Annotated in this window: 10 protein-coding genes; 5 read left to right on the top strand and 5 right to left on the bottom strand. The window is 67.0% G+C overall.

The window, feature by feature from the left end; genetic code table 11:
* Positions 1-6: 6 nt before the first annotated feature.
* Positions 7-2,298, bottom strand: a complete 2,292-nt coding sequence (locus ON22_RS38145; RefSeq protein ID WP_081595831.1) for a DUF7159 family protein — start codon at positions 2,296-2,298, stop codon at positions 7-9.
* Positions 2,299-2,455: 157 nt separating this feature from the next.
* The gene (locus ON22_RS25445; RefSeq protein WP_033246471.1) at positions 2,456-3,778 is read right to left on the bottom strand and encodes a UDP-glucose dehydrogenase family protein; all 1,323 of its coding nucleotides are present in this window, start codon (positions 3,776-3,778) and stop codon (positions 2,456-2,458) included.
* Between the two features lie 191 nt (positions 3,779-3,969).
* Between ON22_RS25445 and ON22_RS25440 the strand changes: the two genes are divergently transcribed.
* From ON22_RS25440 to ON22_RS25430, 3 genes are all read left to right on the top strand, one after another.
* Positions 3,970-4,506: a YdcF family protein gene (locus ON22_RS25440; RefSeq protein WP_033246470.1), complete on the top strand. Its 537-nt coding sequence runs from the start codon at positions 3,970-3,972 to the stop codon at positions 4,504-4,506.
* Positions 4,507-4,639: 133 nt separating this feature from the next.
* Positions 4,640-5,872, top strand: coding sequence for an acyl-CoA dehydrogenase family protein (locus ON22_RS25435; protein ID WP_033246469.1), 1,233 nt, complete (start codon positions 4,640-4,642; stop codon positions 5,870-5,872).
* On the top strand, positions 5,872-7,014 hold the full coding sequence (locus ON22_RS25430) for an acyl-CoA dehydrogenase family protein (RefSeq protein WP_033246468.1): 1,143 nt from the start codon (positions 5,872-5,874) through the stop codon (positions 7,012-7,014). Before ON22_RS25435 ends, ON22_RS25430 begins: the two co-directional genes overlap by 1 nt.
* Positions 7,015-7,116: 102 nt before the next feature.
* Here ON22_RS25430 and ON22_RS25425 read toward each other — a convergent pair whose 3' ends face one another.
* The gene (locus ON22_RS25425) at positions 7,117-7,770 is read right to left on the bottom strand and encodes a Uma2 family endonuclease (RefSeq protein ID WP_081595830.1); all 654 of its coding nucleotides are present in this window, start codon (positions 7,768-7,770) and stop codon (positions 7,117-7,119) included.
* A gap of 105 nt (positions 7,771-7,875) precedes the next feature.
* Here ON22_RS25425 and ON22_RS25420 point away from each other — a divergent pair, with 105 nt between their 5' ends.
* Positions 7,876-8,307, top strand: coding sequence for a PPOX class F420-dependent oxidoreductase (locus ON22_RS25420; protein ID WP_033246467.1), 432 nt, complete (start codon positions 7,876-7,878; stop codon positions 8,305-8,307).
* Positions 8,308-8,497: 190 nt separating this feature from the next.
* Here the strand turns inward: ON22_RS25420 and ON22_RS25415 are convergent, their stop codons facing one another.
* The gene (locus ON22_RS25415; RefSeq protein WP_033246466.1) at positions 8,498-11,722 is read right to left on the bottom strand and encodes a heterodisulfide reductase-related iron-sulfur binding cluster; all 3,225 of its coding nucleotides are present in this window, start codon (positions 11,720-11,722) and stop codon (positions 8,498-8,500) included.
* A 470-nt stretch (positions 11,723-12,192) separates the two neighbouring features.
* Here ON22_RS25415 and ON22_RS25410 point away from each other — a divergent pair, with 470 nt between their 5' ends.
* A complete protein-coding gene (locus ON22_RS25410; protein ID WP_231508728.1) occupies positions 12,193-12,918 on the top strand; it encodes a DUF8020 domain-containing protein in 726 nt (241 codons plus the stop codon).
* Positions 12,919-13,240: 322 nt separating this feature from the next.
* Here the strand turns inward: ON22_RS25410 and ON22_RS25405 are convergent, their stop codons facing one another.
* Positions 13,241-14,554: a S1 family peptidase gene (locus ON22_RS25405; RefSeq protein WP_051158070.1), complete on the bottom strand. Its 1,314-nt coding sequence runs from the start codon at positions 14,552-14,554 to the stop codon at positions 13,241-13,243.
* Positions 14,555-14,564: the final 10 nt, after the last annotated feature.

The raw sequence follows: 14,564 nt of genomic DNA, 5'->3' as shown, positions 1-14,564 counted from the left end.
GAGGGGTCAGCGTTCGACGGGCGTGGGCCGCGGAAAGGGAAGAGCCTCCGGCGGGATGGTCGGTACGACGATCGGCGGCAGGCCCGGGACCTGGAAAGTGTTCGGGCCGGGGGTGGTCGTCGGGGCCTCGGTCTCCGGCTGATAGACCGGCGGCGGCTCGGCCAGGGGTGCGTGCTCGGCCCGGGTGGTGGTAGTGCTCGGCGGCGCGGTGGTTGCGGGCGGTGTGCTCGCCGAGGTGGTCTGCGGCTGTGACGTGCCTTGTACGTTGGCCGAATCCTGGCTGAACATATGCTGCCCGTACCCGAGGCCGATGCCGATCGATGCCACCACCACCAGCGCACTCACCGCCACCATCGCCGCGCTGATCTCCCGGGTGGGACGTTGCGGCGGTTCACCGAACGAACGGCGCGGCAACAGTTTCGCCGGAAGACGCAACGCAACGGTCGGGGGATCCTCGTCCGGCGACAGCCGTGGTACCGGGGTACCGGTCGGGCGTGGGAGCGCGGGGGCCGGTGCGGGCTGGTCGCTGTTCGGTTCGTCGCCCGGCCGGGGACTCGTCGATCCGGCACCCGCAAGTGTGCTCGGGGCGCCGGTCGGTGGGCCGAAAATGCCCTCGTGCGGTATCGGCAGATCGGGGCGGGAATGATCCGAACCCGGCGCGGGCAGCCGATCCGTGGGGGAGGGGTGGGAGCCCGAATCGGTTGTCGCGGTGCTCGCCCGGCCGGAGCTCGACGTGAGTCGAGTGGTCCGGCCGGTGAGTTCGCGATATGCGGTGGCCGGGCCGAATTGTGCCGCAGCCTGGCCCTGTAGTGCGGTGCCGGCGTCGGGCGATGCGGTGGTGGAGCCGGGGGTGGCTGGTGTCGTGGCGAGGCCGGGCAGTGCCGTGGTGGAGCCGGCCGGTGCCTCGGTGGAACCGGGCAGCGCTGCGGTGGAGGCGGGCTGTGCCGTGGTGGCGCCGGTGCCGGACAACGCGGGCCCGAAGAGCGTGGTGGTGGGCTGGGAAAATCCGTTGTGCGTGCCGTACAGCGTTGTGGTGGCGGGTCCCGTGCCGGTCGGCGCGGGGAGTGCCGCCGGGTCTTCCGGTTGCGTTGCTGGGGTGCCGGGAAGCCGAGGGTCGGCGCCCGGATACGTGAGTGATGCACCGACAGGGCCCGCTACGGCAGTGGAGTGTGCCGATGCGGTGTCGTCGCCGTGGATGGAGGTTGCGCCGGTGCGTGTCGTGTTGCCCAGGCGTTCGCCCACGTCGGGGATCGGCGTGGTGGCGCCGGCGACCGTGTGCCCCGGGGCGGACTGCAGCGGGTAGGCGCCACTGCCTTCCGGCTGCCCGGGAGCGGCACCGGACCGCGGGGTGTCTCCGGCTGCGGGGGTGCGGGATTCGGCCCCCTGGGCGATATCGCTCGAGTACGCCGGCTCGGCGGGCTTCGAGGTACGTGTTCCGCCGGCCAGCAGCGTCGCGCCGCGGGCGGTTGCCGACTCCGGCTCCGGCGGTACCAGAACCGGCATATCCACGGCGTCGCGCAGCGCCCGGCTCACCAGCGGAATACGCATACCGCCGCCGACCGCCAGCACTGCCTGCACCGGCCGGCCCGATCGTTCGACGACCTCGCGGGTGGCGCGGGCGGCGGTTTCCACGGCGCGGGAGATCAGCGCGGTGAAATTCTCCTGGGTGAGCAGTACCGGCCCGTAACCGCTGGGCAGCGCGACCGCGTTACCTGCCGAGAGCCGCTCCTTCGCCGATCGGCACAGTGCGTCGAGTTCGGCGAGCCCGGCCGGGTCCGGCGGATGGGCGATCCGGCCGGAGTTGATCTGCTGTTCCCGGATCAGCGAATCGAAGTACTCGCCGCTGATATCGCCGGTGCGTTCGGTATGCCGGACCTGCCGGGTGGAAACATCCACCACCGTCACGGAGAGGCCGGAGGCGCCGAGATCGAAAACAGCGAGCGAGGACACGTCCTTCAGGGCGCCGGAGGCCGCGGCGAATTCCACGACGGCGTCGATATCGGGGACGATCTCGTAATTGCCGATGGCATGCTCGGTCAGCGCCGTATGCAAGGCCCGGGCCTGCTGCTCGTCGCGGCAGGCCAGGACGGTCGAAGTGATGGCGGGGTTCGAGTTCAGGGCCGCCGCAACCGAAAGCGCGGCGCGTTCGGCGCTGGGGGTTTCCGGTGGCACCACGAAGGTGCGCAGTTCGAACGATTCGGGTACGGCGGAATCGGGTACTGAGCCGGGCTCGCCCGCAGATGGGCGCGCCAGGCGGATCGCGCCGGCCCCCACCGACACTCCCAGTACTGAACTCATCGACAGCCCATCCGTACTTCCCGCTTCACGATATGCGAGCGCCGGCCAGTCGGCGATGACGGCTCGTCCCCCGAACCAGGCGGCTCTTCCGAGAGTACCGCCCGGTCCCGTTGTTTTGCCGAGGCCGGAACCGTACGTCCGGCTCGCTCACCAGACTCTACGGTGTGCCCAGCCCTGCGTACACCCATCCGGCAGACCGCCAAGCGGCCTTATCGAGACAATTGCGACCGTCGATGATCGAACGGGTCCGGACCACCGAGTCCAGATCCTGCGGCCGCAGTCCGGCGAACTCCTGCCATTCGGTGAGCACGAGGACCACATCCGCGCGTTCGCACGCCTCCCGTACCGAGGTCGCGTAGCTCAGCGTGGGAAAGACGCGGCGGGAGTTCTCCAGGGCTTTCGGGTCGTAGACGGTGACCACGGCGCCGTGGAGCTGGATCATTCCGGCCACGTTGAGCGCCGGGGAATCCCGCACATCGTCGGATTCGGGTTTGAACGCCGCGCCGAGTACGGCGACATTGGCGCCCAGCAGGGAGCCACCGCAGGCACGGGCCGCCATATCCACGATCTTGGTGCGGCGGCGCATATTGATGTTGTCGACTTCGCGGAGAAAAGCGAGGGCGTGGTCGGCGCCCAGTTCGCCGGCGCGCGCCATGAACGCCCGGATATCCTTGGGCAGGCAACCGCCGCCGAAACCGGCGCCGGCATTGAGGAACCGGCGGCCGATCCGTTCGTCGTAGCCGAGCGCATCCGCCAGCACGGTGACATCCGCCCCGGTGGCCTCGCAGACCTCGGATACCGCGTTGATGAACGAGATCTTCGTGGCGAGGAACGCATTCGCCGATACCTTGACCAGTTCGGCGGTGGCGAGGTCGGTGAGCAGGAACGGGATCTCGGCGGCGAGCAGATCGGCGTACAGCTCCTCGACCAGTTCGCGCACCCACGGCGCCCGCTCGCGGGACCCGTCGACGCCGAGTACCAGCCGGTCCGGGCGCAGGGTGTCGCGGACCGCGTAACCCTCCCGCAGGAATTCGGGGTTCCAGGCGACCTCGATATCCACCGCGCTCAGCGCCCGCGCGCGTTCGCCCAGCGCGGCGGCGGTACCCACCGGCACGGTGGATTTGCCGACGATCACGCAGGGCCGCGTGACCAGTGGCGCCAGCGTATCCACCACGGCATGCACGTATTTGAGGTCCGCGGCGTATTCACCCTTCTTCTGTGGTGTGCCTACGCCGAGGAAGTGCACGTCGGCATGGTCGGCGGCCTCGGGGTAGGAGGTGGTGAACCGGAGCCGGCCGGCGTCCAGGTTGCGGCGTAGCACCGCTTCCAGGCCCGGTTCGTAGAAGGGCGTGACGCCGTCGGAGAGTTTCGCGACCTTGCCCGGGTCGATATCGACCCCGAGAACCTCGTGGCCGAGTTCGGCCATACACGCTGCGTGCGTGGCCCCCAGGTACCCGGTGCCGAAGACTGTGCATCGCATAGAAGATTGGTAATCGGCGCCGGTGGCCACACCAGAAAACCGAGGCGAGATGCCGGGCAACAGCAGATGTACACCCGACGACGCAACCGGCCGACCTGCTCAAACCTGTCCGCCGCCGGTTGTGTGTGCGCTTTCGCAGCGGCCGGTGCGTACTCAGCTCGTACTTTCCGGCGGCCCGTAGGATCGCGGCGATGCGCCGCCGAACGACCCTCCTCGCCGCCGGGACGGTCGCCGTCGTGGTGTTCGTGCTCGCGCTGTGGCCGGTCTACGTTCGTCCGCAACGCGAGGGCCCCGCGCCCGCCGACGCGATCCTCGTGCTCGGTGGCGCGCACGACGGCCGGGAAGCGCTGGGGTTGCGGCTGGCGCGGGAGGGTTACGCGCCGCGGGTGCTGATTTCGAATCCGTACGAGGACAGCCCGCTGATCAACCGGATCTGTCACGGCGGTTACAGCTTCGAGGTGGTGTGTTTCGATCCGTCGCCGCGGACCACCCGCGGTGAGGGCCGGTACCTGGCAGACCAGGCGCGTGCGCACGGCTGGGACCGGGTCATCGTGGTGACCTTCACGCCGCATATCTCGCGGGCCCGGTATGTGCTCGGCAAATGCTGGGGCGGGGAGTTGCTGTTCGTGGACACGCGCCCGGATCTCTCGGTTCCGCGGTGGGCCTATGACTACCTGTATCAATCGGCGAGCTATGTGAAGGCAGTTTTCGAGGACTGCGGACAGTGAACCGGAACATTTCCCGACCTGTGATGGCATGTGCCTTCAGTTTGACGCGATGAGAGAGAACTGGCTAGATTCTCTCTAGCACCGGTAGTCGCCGGACCTGCTGTGACGACGCATGAAGCCTTCGGGAGCGTGTATGGATTACGACTGGTCGGAGGCCGACAAGGCCTTCCGAGACGAGGTACGGGCGTTCCTGGCCGAGAAGCTGACGCCCGAGATCAGCACCGCGGGCCGGTTGATGACAAGTGTCTACTCCGACCACGAAGCCGGCCTGGAATGGCAGCGCATCCTGCACGAGCGGGGCTGGGCGGCGCCGCAGTGGCCGGTCGAGTACGGCGGTTGCGACTGGTCGCTCACCCAGCACTACATCTTCAGCCGTGAACTCACCCTCGCCGGCGCACCCGCGCTCTCGCCGATGGGTATCCGGATGGTCGCCCCCGCGCTGATCGCCTTCGGCACCGACGAGCAGAAGAACTACTTCCTGCCCCGCATCCTCACCGGCGAGGTCTTCTTCTGCCAGGGGTATTCGGAGCCCGAAGCAGGCTCGGACCTGGCCGCCCTCAGTATGGCCGCGGTCGACGACGGCGACGATTTCCTCTGCTCCGGCAGCAAGATCTGGACCACCCACGCCACCGAGGCGAACTGGATCTTCGGCCTGGTCCGCACCTCGCGCGAGGGGAGGAAACAGCAGGGCATCACCTTCATCCTGATGGATATGACCGCCCCCGGCATCGAGATCAGGCCCCTGGTCATGAGCTCCGGCGAGCAGGTGCAGAACCAGATCTTCTTCGACAACGTGCGGGTCCCCAAGAGCAATGTGCTCGGGCAGATCGACGACGGCTGGACCGTCGCCAAATACCTGCTGGTCCACGAACGCGGCGGCGGCGCGATGGCACCCGCACTGCAGGCCATGGCCGAGAACATCGCCACCGCCGCGGCGTCCCAGCCCGGCCGCGACGGCAAACCGCTGAGCGCCGACCCGCATTTCGCCGCCCAGCTCGCCGACGCCCGCATCCGCACCGAAGTGCTCGAAGTCCTGGAATTCCGGACGCTGGCGGCCATGGCCACCGGTAAAGACCTCGGTAGCTCCTCGTCGATGCTGAAGATCCTGTCCACCGAACTCAGCCAGCAGCTCACCGAGCTCGCGCTCACCGCGGCCGGACCACGCGGCCGGGTCTACCAGCCACATGCCACCGCGCCCGGCGGCCCGATCGCGGAATACACACCGCCCGCCGACGGCTACCTCAGCGGCGAGGATTGGCAGGCTGTCGCGCCACTGCGCTACTTCAACGACCGTGCCGGTTCGATCTACGCGGGCAGTAACGAGATCCAGCGAAATATCCTCGCCAAGGCAGCATTGGGGCTCTGATGGACTTCACCTTCACCGATGAACAGCAGATGCTGCGCGACGCGGTCGCCGGCTTTCTCGCCGCCCGCTACGACCTCGAAAAAAGCCGCAGCGCGGTCAAAACCGGGGCCGGCTGGCAACCCGAAATCTGGCGCGGCCTGGCCGAACTGGATGTGCTGGGACTGACTCTCCCGGAGGAAACCGGCGGATCCGGCGGCGGCCCCGTCGAAGCCATGATCATTGCCGAGGAACTGGGTCGCGCGCTGGTCGTGGAACCCTATGTGGACACCGTGGTGGTCGGCGGCGGGCTGCTGCGCCGCTCCGGCGGTGAAACCGCCCAGGCGGTGCTGCGGCAGATCGCCGCAGGCAGTGCGCGGATCGCTTTCGCCGCGCTCGAACCGGGATCCGGCGAAGTCCGCCACGATGTATCGGTCACCGCCCGCCGCGACGGTGACAGCTGGGTCCTCGACGGCAGCAAGATCGTGGTCACCGGGGCGCCCATCGCCACCCAACTGATCATTTCCGCCCGCACTGCCGGTGAACGCCGCGACCAGGACGGGATCTCCCTGTTCCTGCTGGAATTCGACGCCGCCGCGCCACCGGCCGGAGTCGAGGTGCACCGCTACCGCACCATCGACGACAGGGTTGCCGCCGACCTCACCTTCACCGATTTCCGGCTCCCCGCCGATGCACTCCTCGGCACGGAAGGCCAGGCCTGGCCGGTCATCGACGCCACCATCGATGACGCCATCGCCGCGGTCGCCTCCGAAGCCGTCGGGTTGATGCGCAAGGTGCTCGACGACACCGTCGAATACACCAAACAGCGCCAGCAGTTCGGCGTCCCGATCAGCAGTTTCCAAGCGCTGCAACACCGTATGGTCGATATGCTGATCGAACTCGAGCAGAGCATCGCCGCCGCCTACCTGGCCGCCTACGCGCTACAAGCCGAACCCGCCGAACGCGCCCGCGCCATCTCCGCGGCCAAGGTCACCATCGGCCGCGCGACCCGGCTCATCGGCCAGGAATCGGTGCAGCTGCACGGCGCAATGGGGATGACCGAGGAATTGGCCATCGGCCACTATTTCAAGCGGCTCACCGCCATCGAATACGAATTCGGTAACAGCTCCGATCATCTCGCCCGCTATATAGCGTTGACGAACTGATCGGCCCGCACCCCACTCACCCTGTGCCCGAGTGGGGTGCGGAAACCCGTGCCGGGCCGTGCGGTGGCTCGACAGAGGGGGACTACCGCCCGGCCCGGTACGTCAGTACTCGAGTTCGGTCCACGGAATGGTGATCGGGAACGGGAAATCGATCCGGATACCGTCTTCGTCTGCTGAGGTCCATTCGCCTGTCAGCAGGTAGTTGGCCGGCCGCAGTGGGCGTACACCGTCAGGCAGCTTCCCCGGTTCGGTTTCCAGTCCGTACGCGCGAACCGTCGCGATGGCGCTGGTGGCCTGCGCAAGGGTCGCTTCCCAGTACCAAGGGATGCCTGCGCTCGCGTAACGCGCTTTCTTGGCTTCCATATCCGTTTGCGTATTGGAGGGTGAGAGTACCTCCCCTACCAGGAAAGCGTCGGAGGCGCGGACATCCTGGAAGGGATTCTCGAGGCAACGGAAGACCATGAAATCGGGTGTCAGGAAGTTTGATTTGCCGCTGCTTCCAAGGAAGACATTTGTCTCGGTTTCTACACGCCAACACTGCCCGGGTACGTCTGACATCGTTTTACGAGCACAGCGTTCGAATGCGTTCGTGAGGCGGCGAGTAAACGTTTGGTGCTCGCTCGGTCCTCGCCTGAGCCAGATGACCCTGCCGTCCCAAAGCTCGATATTCTCGGCGATCTCCTCGGGGAGCTGCTCGAGTTCTTCCCACGTCATGTACTCCGGGAGATCGGGACGATCGGCGTTCGGCAGGAACATAGCGCCATGTTATGCCCTGCTCGACGTCTTATCGATGCCGTCCACTTTGTTGCCGCCGAGCCCTGCGCTGGAATAGCGACAGCCGCCCACGACTTGGACCCGGATATGACGAACCCACAGTTCGATCCGCGTACGCTGCTCGCCGAAGGCCGGTTGGGCATCCTGGCCACGATCAAATCCGACGGCCTACCGCAACTCTCGCCGGTTACCCCCTACTACGACCGGGACGCAGACGTCATCTACGTTTCGATGACCGAGGGCCGGGCCAAAACCGTGAACCTGCGCCGTGACCCGCGCGCGGCACTGGAAGTAACCCGCGCCGACGGCTGGGCCTGGGCAACCGCGGAGGGCACAGTTACGCTCACCGGTCCGGGTACCGACCCGCACGGCCCCGAGGTCGAGGCACTCGTCGACTACTACCGCGCCGCCGCCGGCGAGCATCCGGACTGGGACGAGTATCGGTCGGTGATGGTCTCCGATCGCCGAGTGCTGATGAAGCTCTCGGTCGAGCACGTGTACGGCGCAGTATTGCGCTGACGCTGTACCCAGGTCGCCTCCGAAGGATCCAGCGCTCCTCGAGACACCGACCGCAGACCGGCAGCCTTGGACGTTACGAGGGCCCGGGGCAGGCACAGTGCCGGCCCCGGGCCCTCGGCGATCGAACTTCTATCCGGTTCGAACCCGACCCTGTGGGTCGGCCCGAACCCGCCGGACTCCGGTTGTTGTGTCAGCCCTTGCGGCCCGGTGCCTTCGCGCCGGATTTGAATCCCAGGGCGCCCGGCTTGGCCGCCGGTGGGGCCGCACCTGCCCCGTTGCCCGTGGTGCCGTTGCCTTCCGAACCCGAGGTCTCGGCGGTGGGTTCGGACAGTGCCGGTTCCGCCGCCTCGATTGCCGGTGCCGGTTCGGCGGCAGGAGCCTTGGCGCCGGGCGCCTTCGGACCCGGGCGCTTGAACCCGGACTTCATCGCCAGCCCCTTGGCCGGCTTCGAGGGCTTACTCTCGGCCGGTGCCGCCGCGGTGGGCTGCTCGGTCTCCGTGGCTTCGGCCGGTGCCGCGGATTCCACCGGAGCAGTGTCGGCTGCCGGTGCCGATTCCGCTGCCGGAGCGGCGGTCTTGGCGCCCGGAGCCTTCGGGCCTGGGCGCTTGAACCCGGACTTCATCGCGAGACCCTTGGCGGCGACCGTGGGTTTGGATTCGGTCGGGGCCGAGGTCGCGGTGGATTCCGCCTCGGTGGTCGATTCCGACCGAGCCGGTTCCGGGGCGGGTGACTTGGCTCCGGGGGCCTTGGCCGCGCCCTTCATGGCGAGACCCTTGCCGCCGGGCGCTTTGGCGGCGCCCTTCATGCCCAGACCCTTCACCGGCGGAGCCGCCTTGGCTTCGCCCGCTTCGGCCGTTTCCGCGGGCGCGGTTTCGGCCTTGGCGCCGGGTGCTTTTGCCGCGCCCTTCATGGCGAGACCCTTGCCGCCGGGGGCCTTGGCGGCCCCCTTCATCCCGAGACCCTTGGCAGGCGCGGCCGGAGCCGCTTCGCCGGTATCGCTTTCGGCCGGTGCCTTGGCCCCGGGTGCCTTCGCGGCGCCCTTCATGCCGAGACCCTTACCGGGTGCCTTCGCCGGGCCCTTCATGGCCAGGCCGCCACCCTTCGGAGCCGCCTTCTCCGCCGCCGGGGCCGCCGCTTCGGCGACCGGTTCGGGTTCGGGTTCGGGCTCCGGTTCGGCCTTGGGTTCCTGGATGACCGTGAGGTTGGCGGTCAGCTGTTCCGGCTGTTGCCGTTCGATGGAGTCGAGCATCAGCTGCGCGACATCGACGACCTCCACGCCCTCGCCCTGACCCGACTCCTGGCGTGCGGTGACACCGTCGGTGAGCATGACCCGGCAGAACGGGCAGCCCGTGGCGATCTTGGCGGGGGAGGTGGTGAGCGCCTCGTCCACGCGGTCGATATTGATCCGCTTGCCCAGCTGCTCTTCCATCCACATCCGGGCGCCACCGGCACCGCAGCACATGGACCGTTCGCCGTGGCGGGGCATTTCCACCAGGTTCGAACCCGACGCCGCCATCAGTTCACGGGGCGCGTTGTAGACCTTGTTGTGGCGGCCCAGGAAGCATGGATCGTGATAGGTGACGTTCTGCGATACCGAGGACACCGGAACGAGCTGCTTCCCACGCACCAGGCGGTTCAGCAGCTGGGTGTGGTGCACCACCTCGTAGTTGCCGCCGACCTGCGGGTACTCGTTGTTGAGCGCATTGAAGCAGTGCGCGCAGGTGACGACGATCTTCTTCTGCTTCTGCGCTACGCCGTCGAACACCGAGTTCAAGACTTCGATGTTCTGCAGGGCCAGTTGCTGGAACAGGAATTCGTTACCGGCACGGCGGGCGGAATCGCCGGTGCAGGTTTCTTCCTGGCCCAGGACCATGTATTTCACACCCGCGGTCGCCAGGAGTTCGGCAACGGCTTTGGTGGTTTTCTTGGCGCGGTCCTCATAGGCCCCGGCGCAGCCCACCCAGAACAGGTATTCGTAGCCGTCGAAGCTATCGGCGTCCTTACCGAATACCGGGACGTCGAAGTCCACTTCGTTGATCCAGTTGAGCCGGTCCTTGGCGTTCTGGCCCCACGGGTTGCCCTTGTTCTCCAGATTCTTGAACAGTCCGGCGAGCTCGGACGGGAATTCCGATTCGATCAGCACCTGGTAGCGGCGCATATCGATGATGTGGTCGACATGTTCGATATCCACCGGGCACTGTTCGACGCAGGCGCCGCACGAAGTGCACGACCACAGCACCTCGGGGTCGATGATGCCGCCGACATCCTCGCCGCCGACCAGCGGACGCTCGGCTTCGGCGCGCGCGGCCTCGGAGATCTGGGCAAGCTTCGCTTCGTCGGGCTTACCCTCCGCGTCGACAAGGCCGATCTCGTCGCCTGCCGGGTCCTTGCTGCCGCCGGCCAGCAGGTACGGCGCCTTGGCGCGGCCGTGGTCACGCAGCGACATGATCAGCAGTTTGGGCGAGAGGGGCTTACCGGTGTTCCACGCCGGGCACTGCGACTGGCAACGGCCGCATTCGGTGCAGGTGGTGAAATCCAGCCAGCCCTTCCACGAGAAATCCTCGACCCGGCCGGCACCCAGCGTGTCGGTATCGGGATCGACATTCTCCATATCCAGGGCGCGACCCTTGGACATCATCGGCTTGGCCGCGCCCAGCGCGACGCCGCCGTCGTCCTCACGCTTGAAGTAGATATTGGGGAAGGCCGAGAACCGGTGCCAGGCGACGCCCCAGGTGATGTTGCGGCCGACGAGGTACAGGAAGGCCATACCGGACATCAGTTTGATGAAGGCGAAGATCGACACCATGGTCGGGCTGGCGGGCAGCAGTTCGGCCACCCGCATGGTGAAGAAATCGGTCGCGCCGTTGGCGTGACCGTAGGTCGCGATCTTGCCGGCCTTCACGAAAACCATGCCCAAGCCTTCGAGGAGCACGATCGCCTCGATCACATAGGCCGCGCCGAAGGCCGAACCGCTGAACCGGGAGAGCCGCTCCGGTATCCGCGGGTGGTTCAGCTGCCGGATGATGATCAGCGTCAAGATACCGACGACCGTGCCGATACCGAGGATCTCGTCCCACAGGTGGTAGATCGCGGTGTCGCCGATGATCGGCCAGTGGAAGGCCGGGTCGAAGGTCTGCCCGTATGCCTCGAACCAGAGGATCGCGCCGCCGATGAAGCCGATCATCACGAGCCAGTGGGCCCAGCCGACCGTCCGGAACTTGTTCATCCGGGTATGTGCCAGGAACTCCACAAGCATCTGCTTGAGGCGCGGGAAGAAGGGACGCCAGCGATCGGGTGCGGGCTGGCCCAGCATGATGGCGCGGACGATATCCCGGACGCCGCCGAAGAACGACGCCCAACACAGCAGGCTGAGCGCCGCTCCCAAGGTGCCCAGCGTCACTGTCAGGGCATTCATGTCGCGACCTTTCTTTCGAGGCAACACGAGGTGCGAGGAACGATGAGTAACCTCGTCCGGCTCGTATCGTAACCGCCGGTAAGTTACTCGCCGGTAACTACTGACGTCCAGTGTACGATCGGCGCCGCGCTGTCAGCCCATCTGCCTGGGCTTTCCCATGTTCGGGGGCCCGTGATCAATGTCACCTTATTCAGTTGGCGGTCCATAACTATCAGTGCTGATGAACACCGTAAAGGGCCCGCTGTGAACGGTCGTGCTAAGGCCAGGCTTACCCGCCTGTTTCTCACGTTTGGGATACGAATCTCGCCTTTCGCCAACACATTCGACTACGCTCAGCCCGATCTATCAGGAAGCGTGACATCTCATAACGCTCGGGGAGGAAATAAGGGTCCGAGTTACATCGGCCCCCTCGCGGAGAGATGTCGCGCGGCACACGCGATTGGAAATGGATGAAACTCGCTAGATCCACTGTGGTCGCAGCGCTGGCCGCAGGTTCGCTCGCTGTGGGCTTCGGCACTGCTCATGCCAACCCGGCACCGGAAGCCCCGGCTCCGATCAACTACTCCATCCAGATGGTGGAGAAGACCGTCGTTACGACGCTGCACGGCGGCACCTTCGCCATTGCGGAAGAAGAAGTGCAGCCCATCTCCGCGGAGCCGGGCGCCGCACCCGAGAAAGAACAGTTCGTTCAGGTCAAGGACAAGGCCGGCGAGGTCGTCGTCTCCTGGCCGGTCGATCTCGCTGTCGAAGGCAACGAGATTCCGGTTGAGCCAGTGCTGAAGAACGACGACACGGTACTGGAACTGACGCCGCAGAAAACCGACGTCCAGACCCAGCAGCCCATCCAGGCGGTGAACCTGACCGCCAAGCCCATCGCTTCGCCGATGGAGAACCAGATGGCGATGAACGAATTCACCACCCAGTTCTCGATCGCGACCGCGGTCGGCGGTTTCGTGGGCACGGCTGCCGGCGTGGTGATCGGCGGGATCACCGGTTGCATCCTCGGCCTGCCGTTGCTGGCCATCGGCTGCATCCCGGCAGCTGTGGCAGGTGCGGGTATCGGCGGTATCCTCGGGACCATCGTCGTGGGTGGCCCGGCCATGGGCATCGCGGCCATGGACCTGGTCCAGACCCTGCAGGCTGCTCCCGGCACCAGCAAATGGGCCAACGGCGGCAAGCCCCCGGCCAACCCCTGAGCTCACCTTTCGAGCTGAACGACAAAGGCCGGCAGCGATTTCGCTGCCGGCCTTTCGTGTCTCCGCTGAAGGCGGCCGCGATCCTCACGGGCTGATGTAGTCCGGTCGGCTGATGGGAGTGTGCGGGCGACGCACGTGGTGGCGGGTCGGCCTTCAGGCCGGCCGGTACCGTGCCGCCGTCCTGTTCTGCCGAAAGCAGTCCACGCATAGGTGAAGGGCCGGCAGCGTTACGCTGCCGGCCCTTCATCAGCTCTATGCCCGGGGAAGTCACACCCGCTGCCCCTCACCCTTCACCCGGATGGGCGAAGGGTGAGCGTGCCGTCTAGCTCGTGCGGATACGCAGGCCCGGATTATCGGAGAGCACCACGCTCACCGGCTGGGCGAACAACTGCGGGGCGTTACCGGTGAGCACGCCCAGGATGTTCGGGATCTCGCAGATCGGGAAGTCGGCGACCGAGGAGGCACTGGAGATACCCAGGGCCAGCCGGCCGGTGACGATCGCGCCGCCGCTGTCGCCGGGGAGGGCGCAGATATTGGCGGAGAAGCTCTGGGTGAGCTGGCGATCGCCGACCTGCACCGTCTGGTCGACGGCATTCACGACACCGCAGCTGAAGCCGGTACGCGAACCGGACTTGCAGACGGGGGCGCCGACCACCGGGGTGGCCACGCCTTCGATCGGCACCGGCCCGGCACCCGGCACCTTGACCTGGTTGTTCTCGAAGCGTCCGGTGGCGCCATCCTCGATGTCGAGGATCGAGTAGTCCTGATTGCCGAGGACCGATTTCTGGAAGGTGGCGATCTTCGGGCCGACGCGGTTACCGCCGAGGGATTCGTGCACGGAGGCGGCACCGACATTGTCCAGATCCGGATTGCAATGACCCGCGGTGATGTTCACGGTGTTACCGCCCGGACCGATCCCGTTGAACCCGAAGGAGCAGCGCAGCGAACCGTCACCGGCCACCGAGGCGTATCCGTCGCCGCCGCCGATCGGTGCCGCGGCACCGGCTTCGGCGATATCGGCGGCGGGCAGCGTTTCCGCTGCGACCGGCGGGGCCATCACGATGACGCGGGCCGGGTCGATGAAGTTCGGCATCGGCAGGCCGGCCTGATCGACGCGGACGGCGATGCTGTTGTTGACGGTATCGATGACCACACCGCGGACGAGTGCGGAGACCGCGGCGGGCTGGCCGTCGAGCCAGCGTTCGAAGGCGCTCTTCTCGCCACGCAGGGTCTGTTCGCTCTTGGCGACATTGCGGACGACGAAACCGGTCGACTCCGCGGCGCTACGCGCTTCCTCGTCGCCGGGGCCGGGCGCGAGGGCGACCACGCCCTTGCCGTGTTCGTCGAGCCAGGCGCCCGCGAACACCTGCGGGAACTGGCGCTGAGCGGTAGTGGCGAATGCGGCCACCTGCTGGGCCGTATCGGCGCGCTGCAGGTACTCCTCGGGGGAGATGTGCAGATCGCGGCTGAGGGCCGCGACGAGATCTGCGGGCAGGCCGGGACCGGGGTCTGGGGCGGCGGAGGACACCGCGGTGGGGCCGAACAGCAGCACTGCCGCCGAGGCGGCCGCCGCGGCCCGGAAGGTGCGGGTTTTGAACGGCGCCGTTCGCCGTTTACCTATGCGTGGCATGAGCATGCAGAGACTA

This window comes from Nocardia carnea NBRC 14403 (assembly GCF_000308515.1).
Lineage (GTDB): Bacteria > Actinomycetota > Actinomycetes > Mycobacteriales > Mycobacteriaceae > Nocardia > Nocardia carnea.
This window is presented reverse-complemented; position numbering and strand designations above follow the sequence as displayed.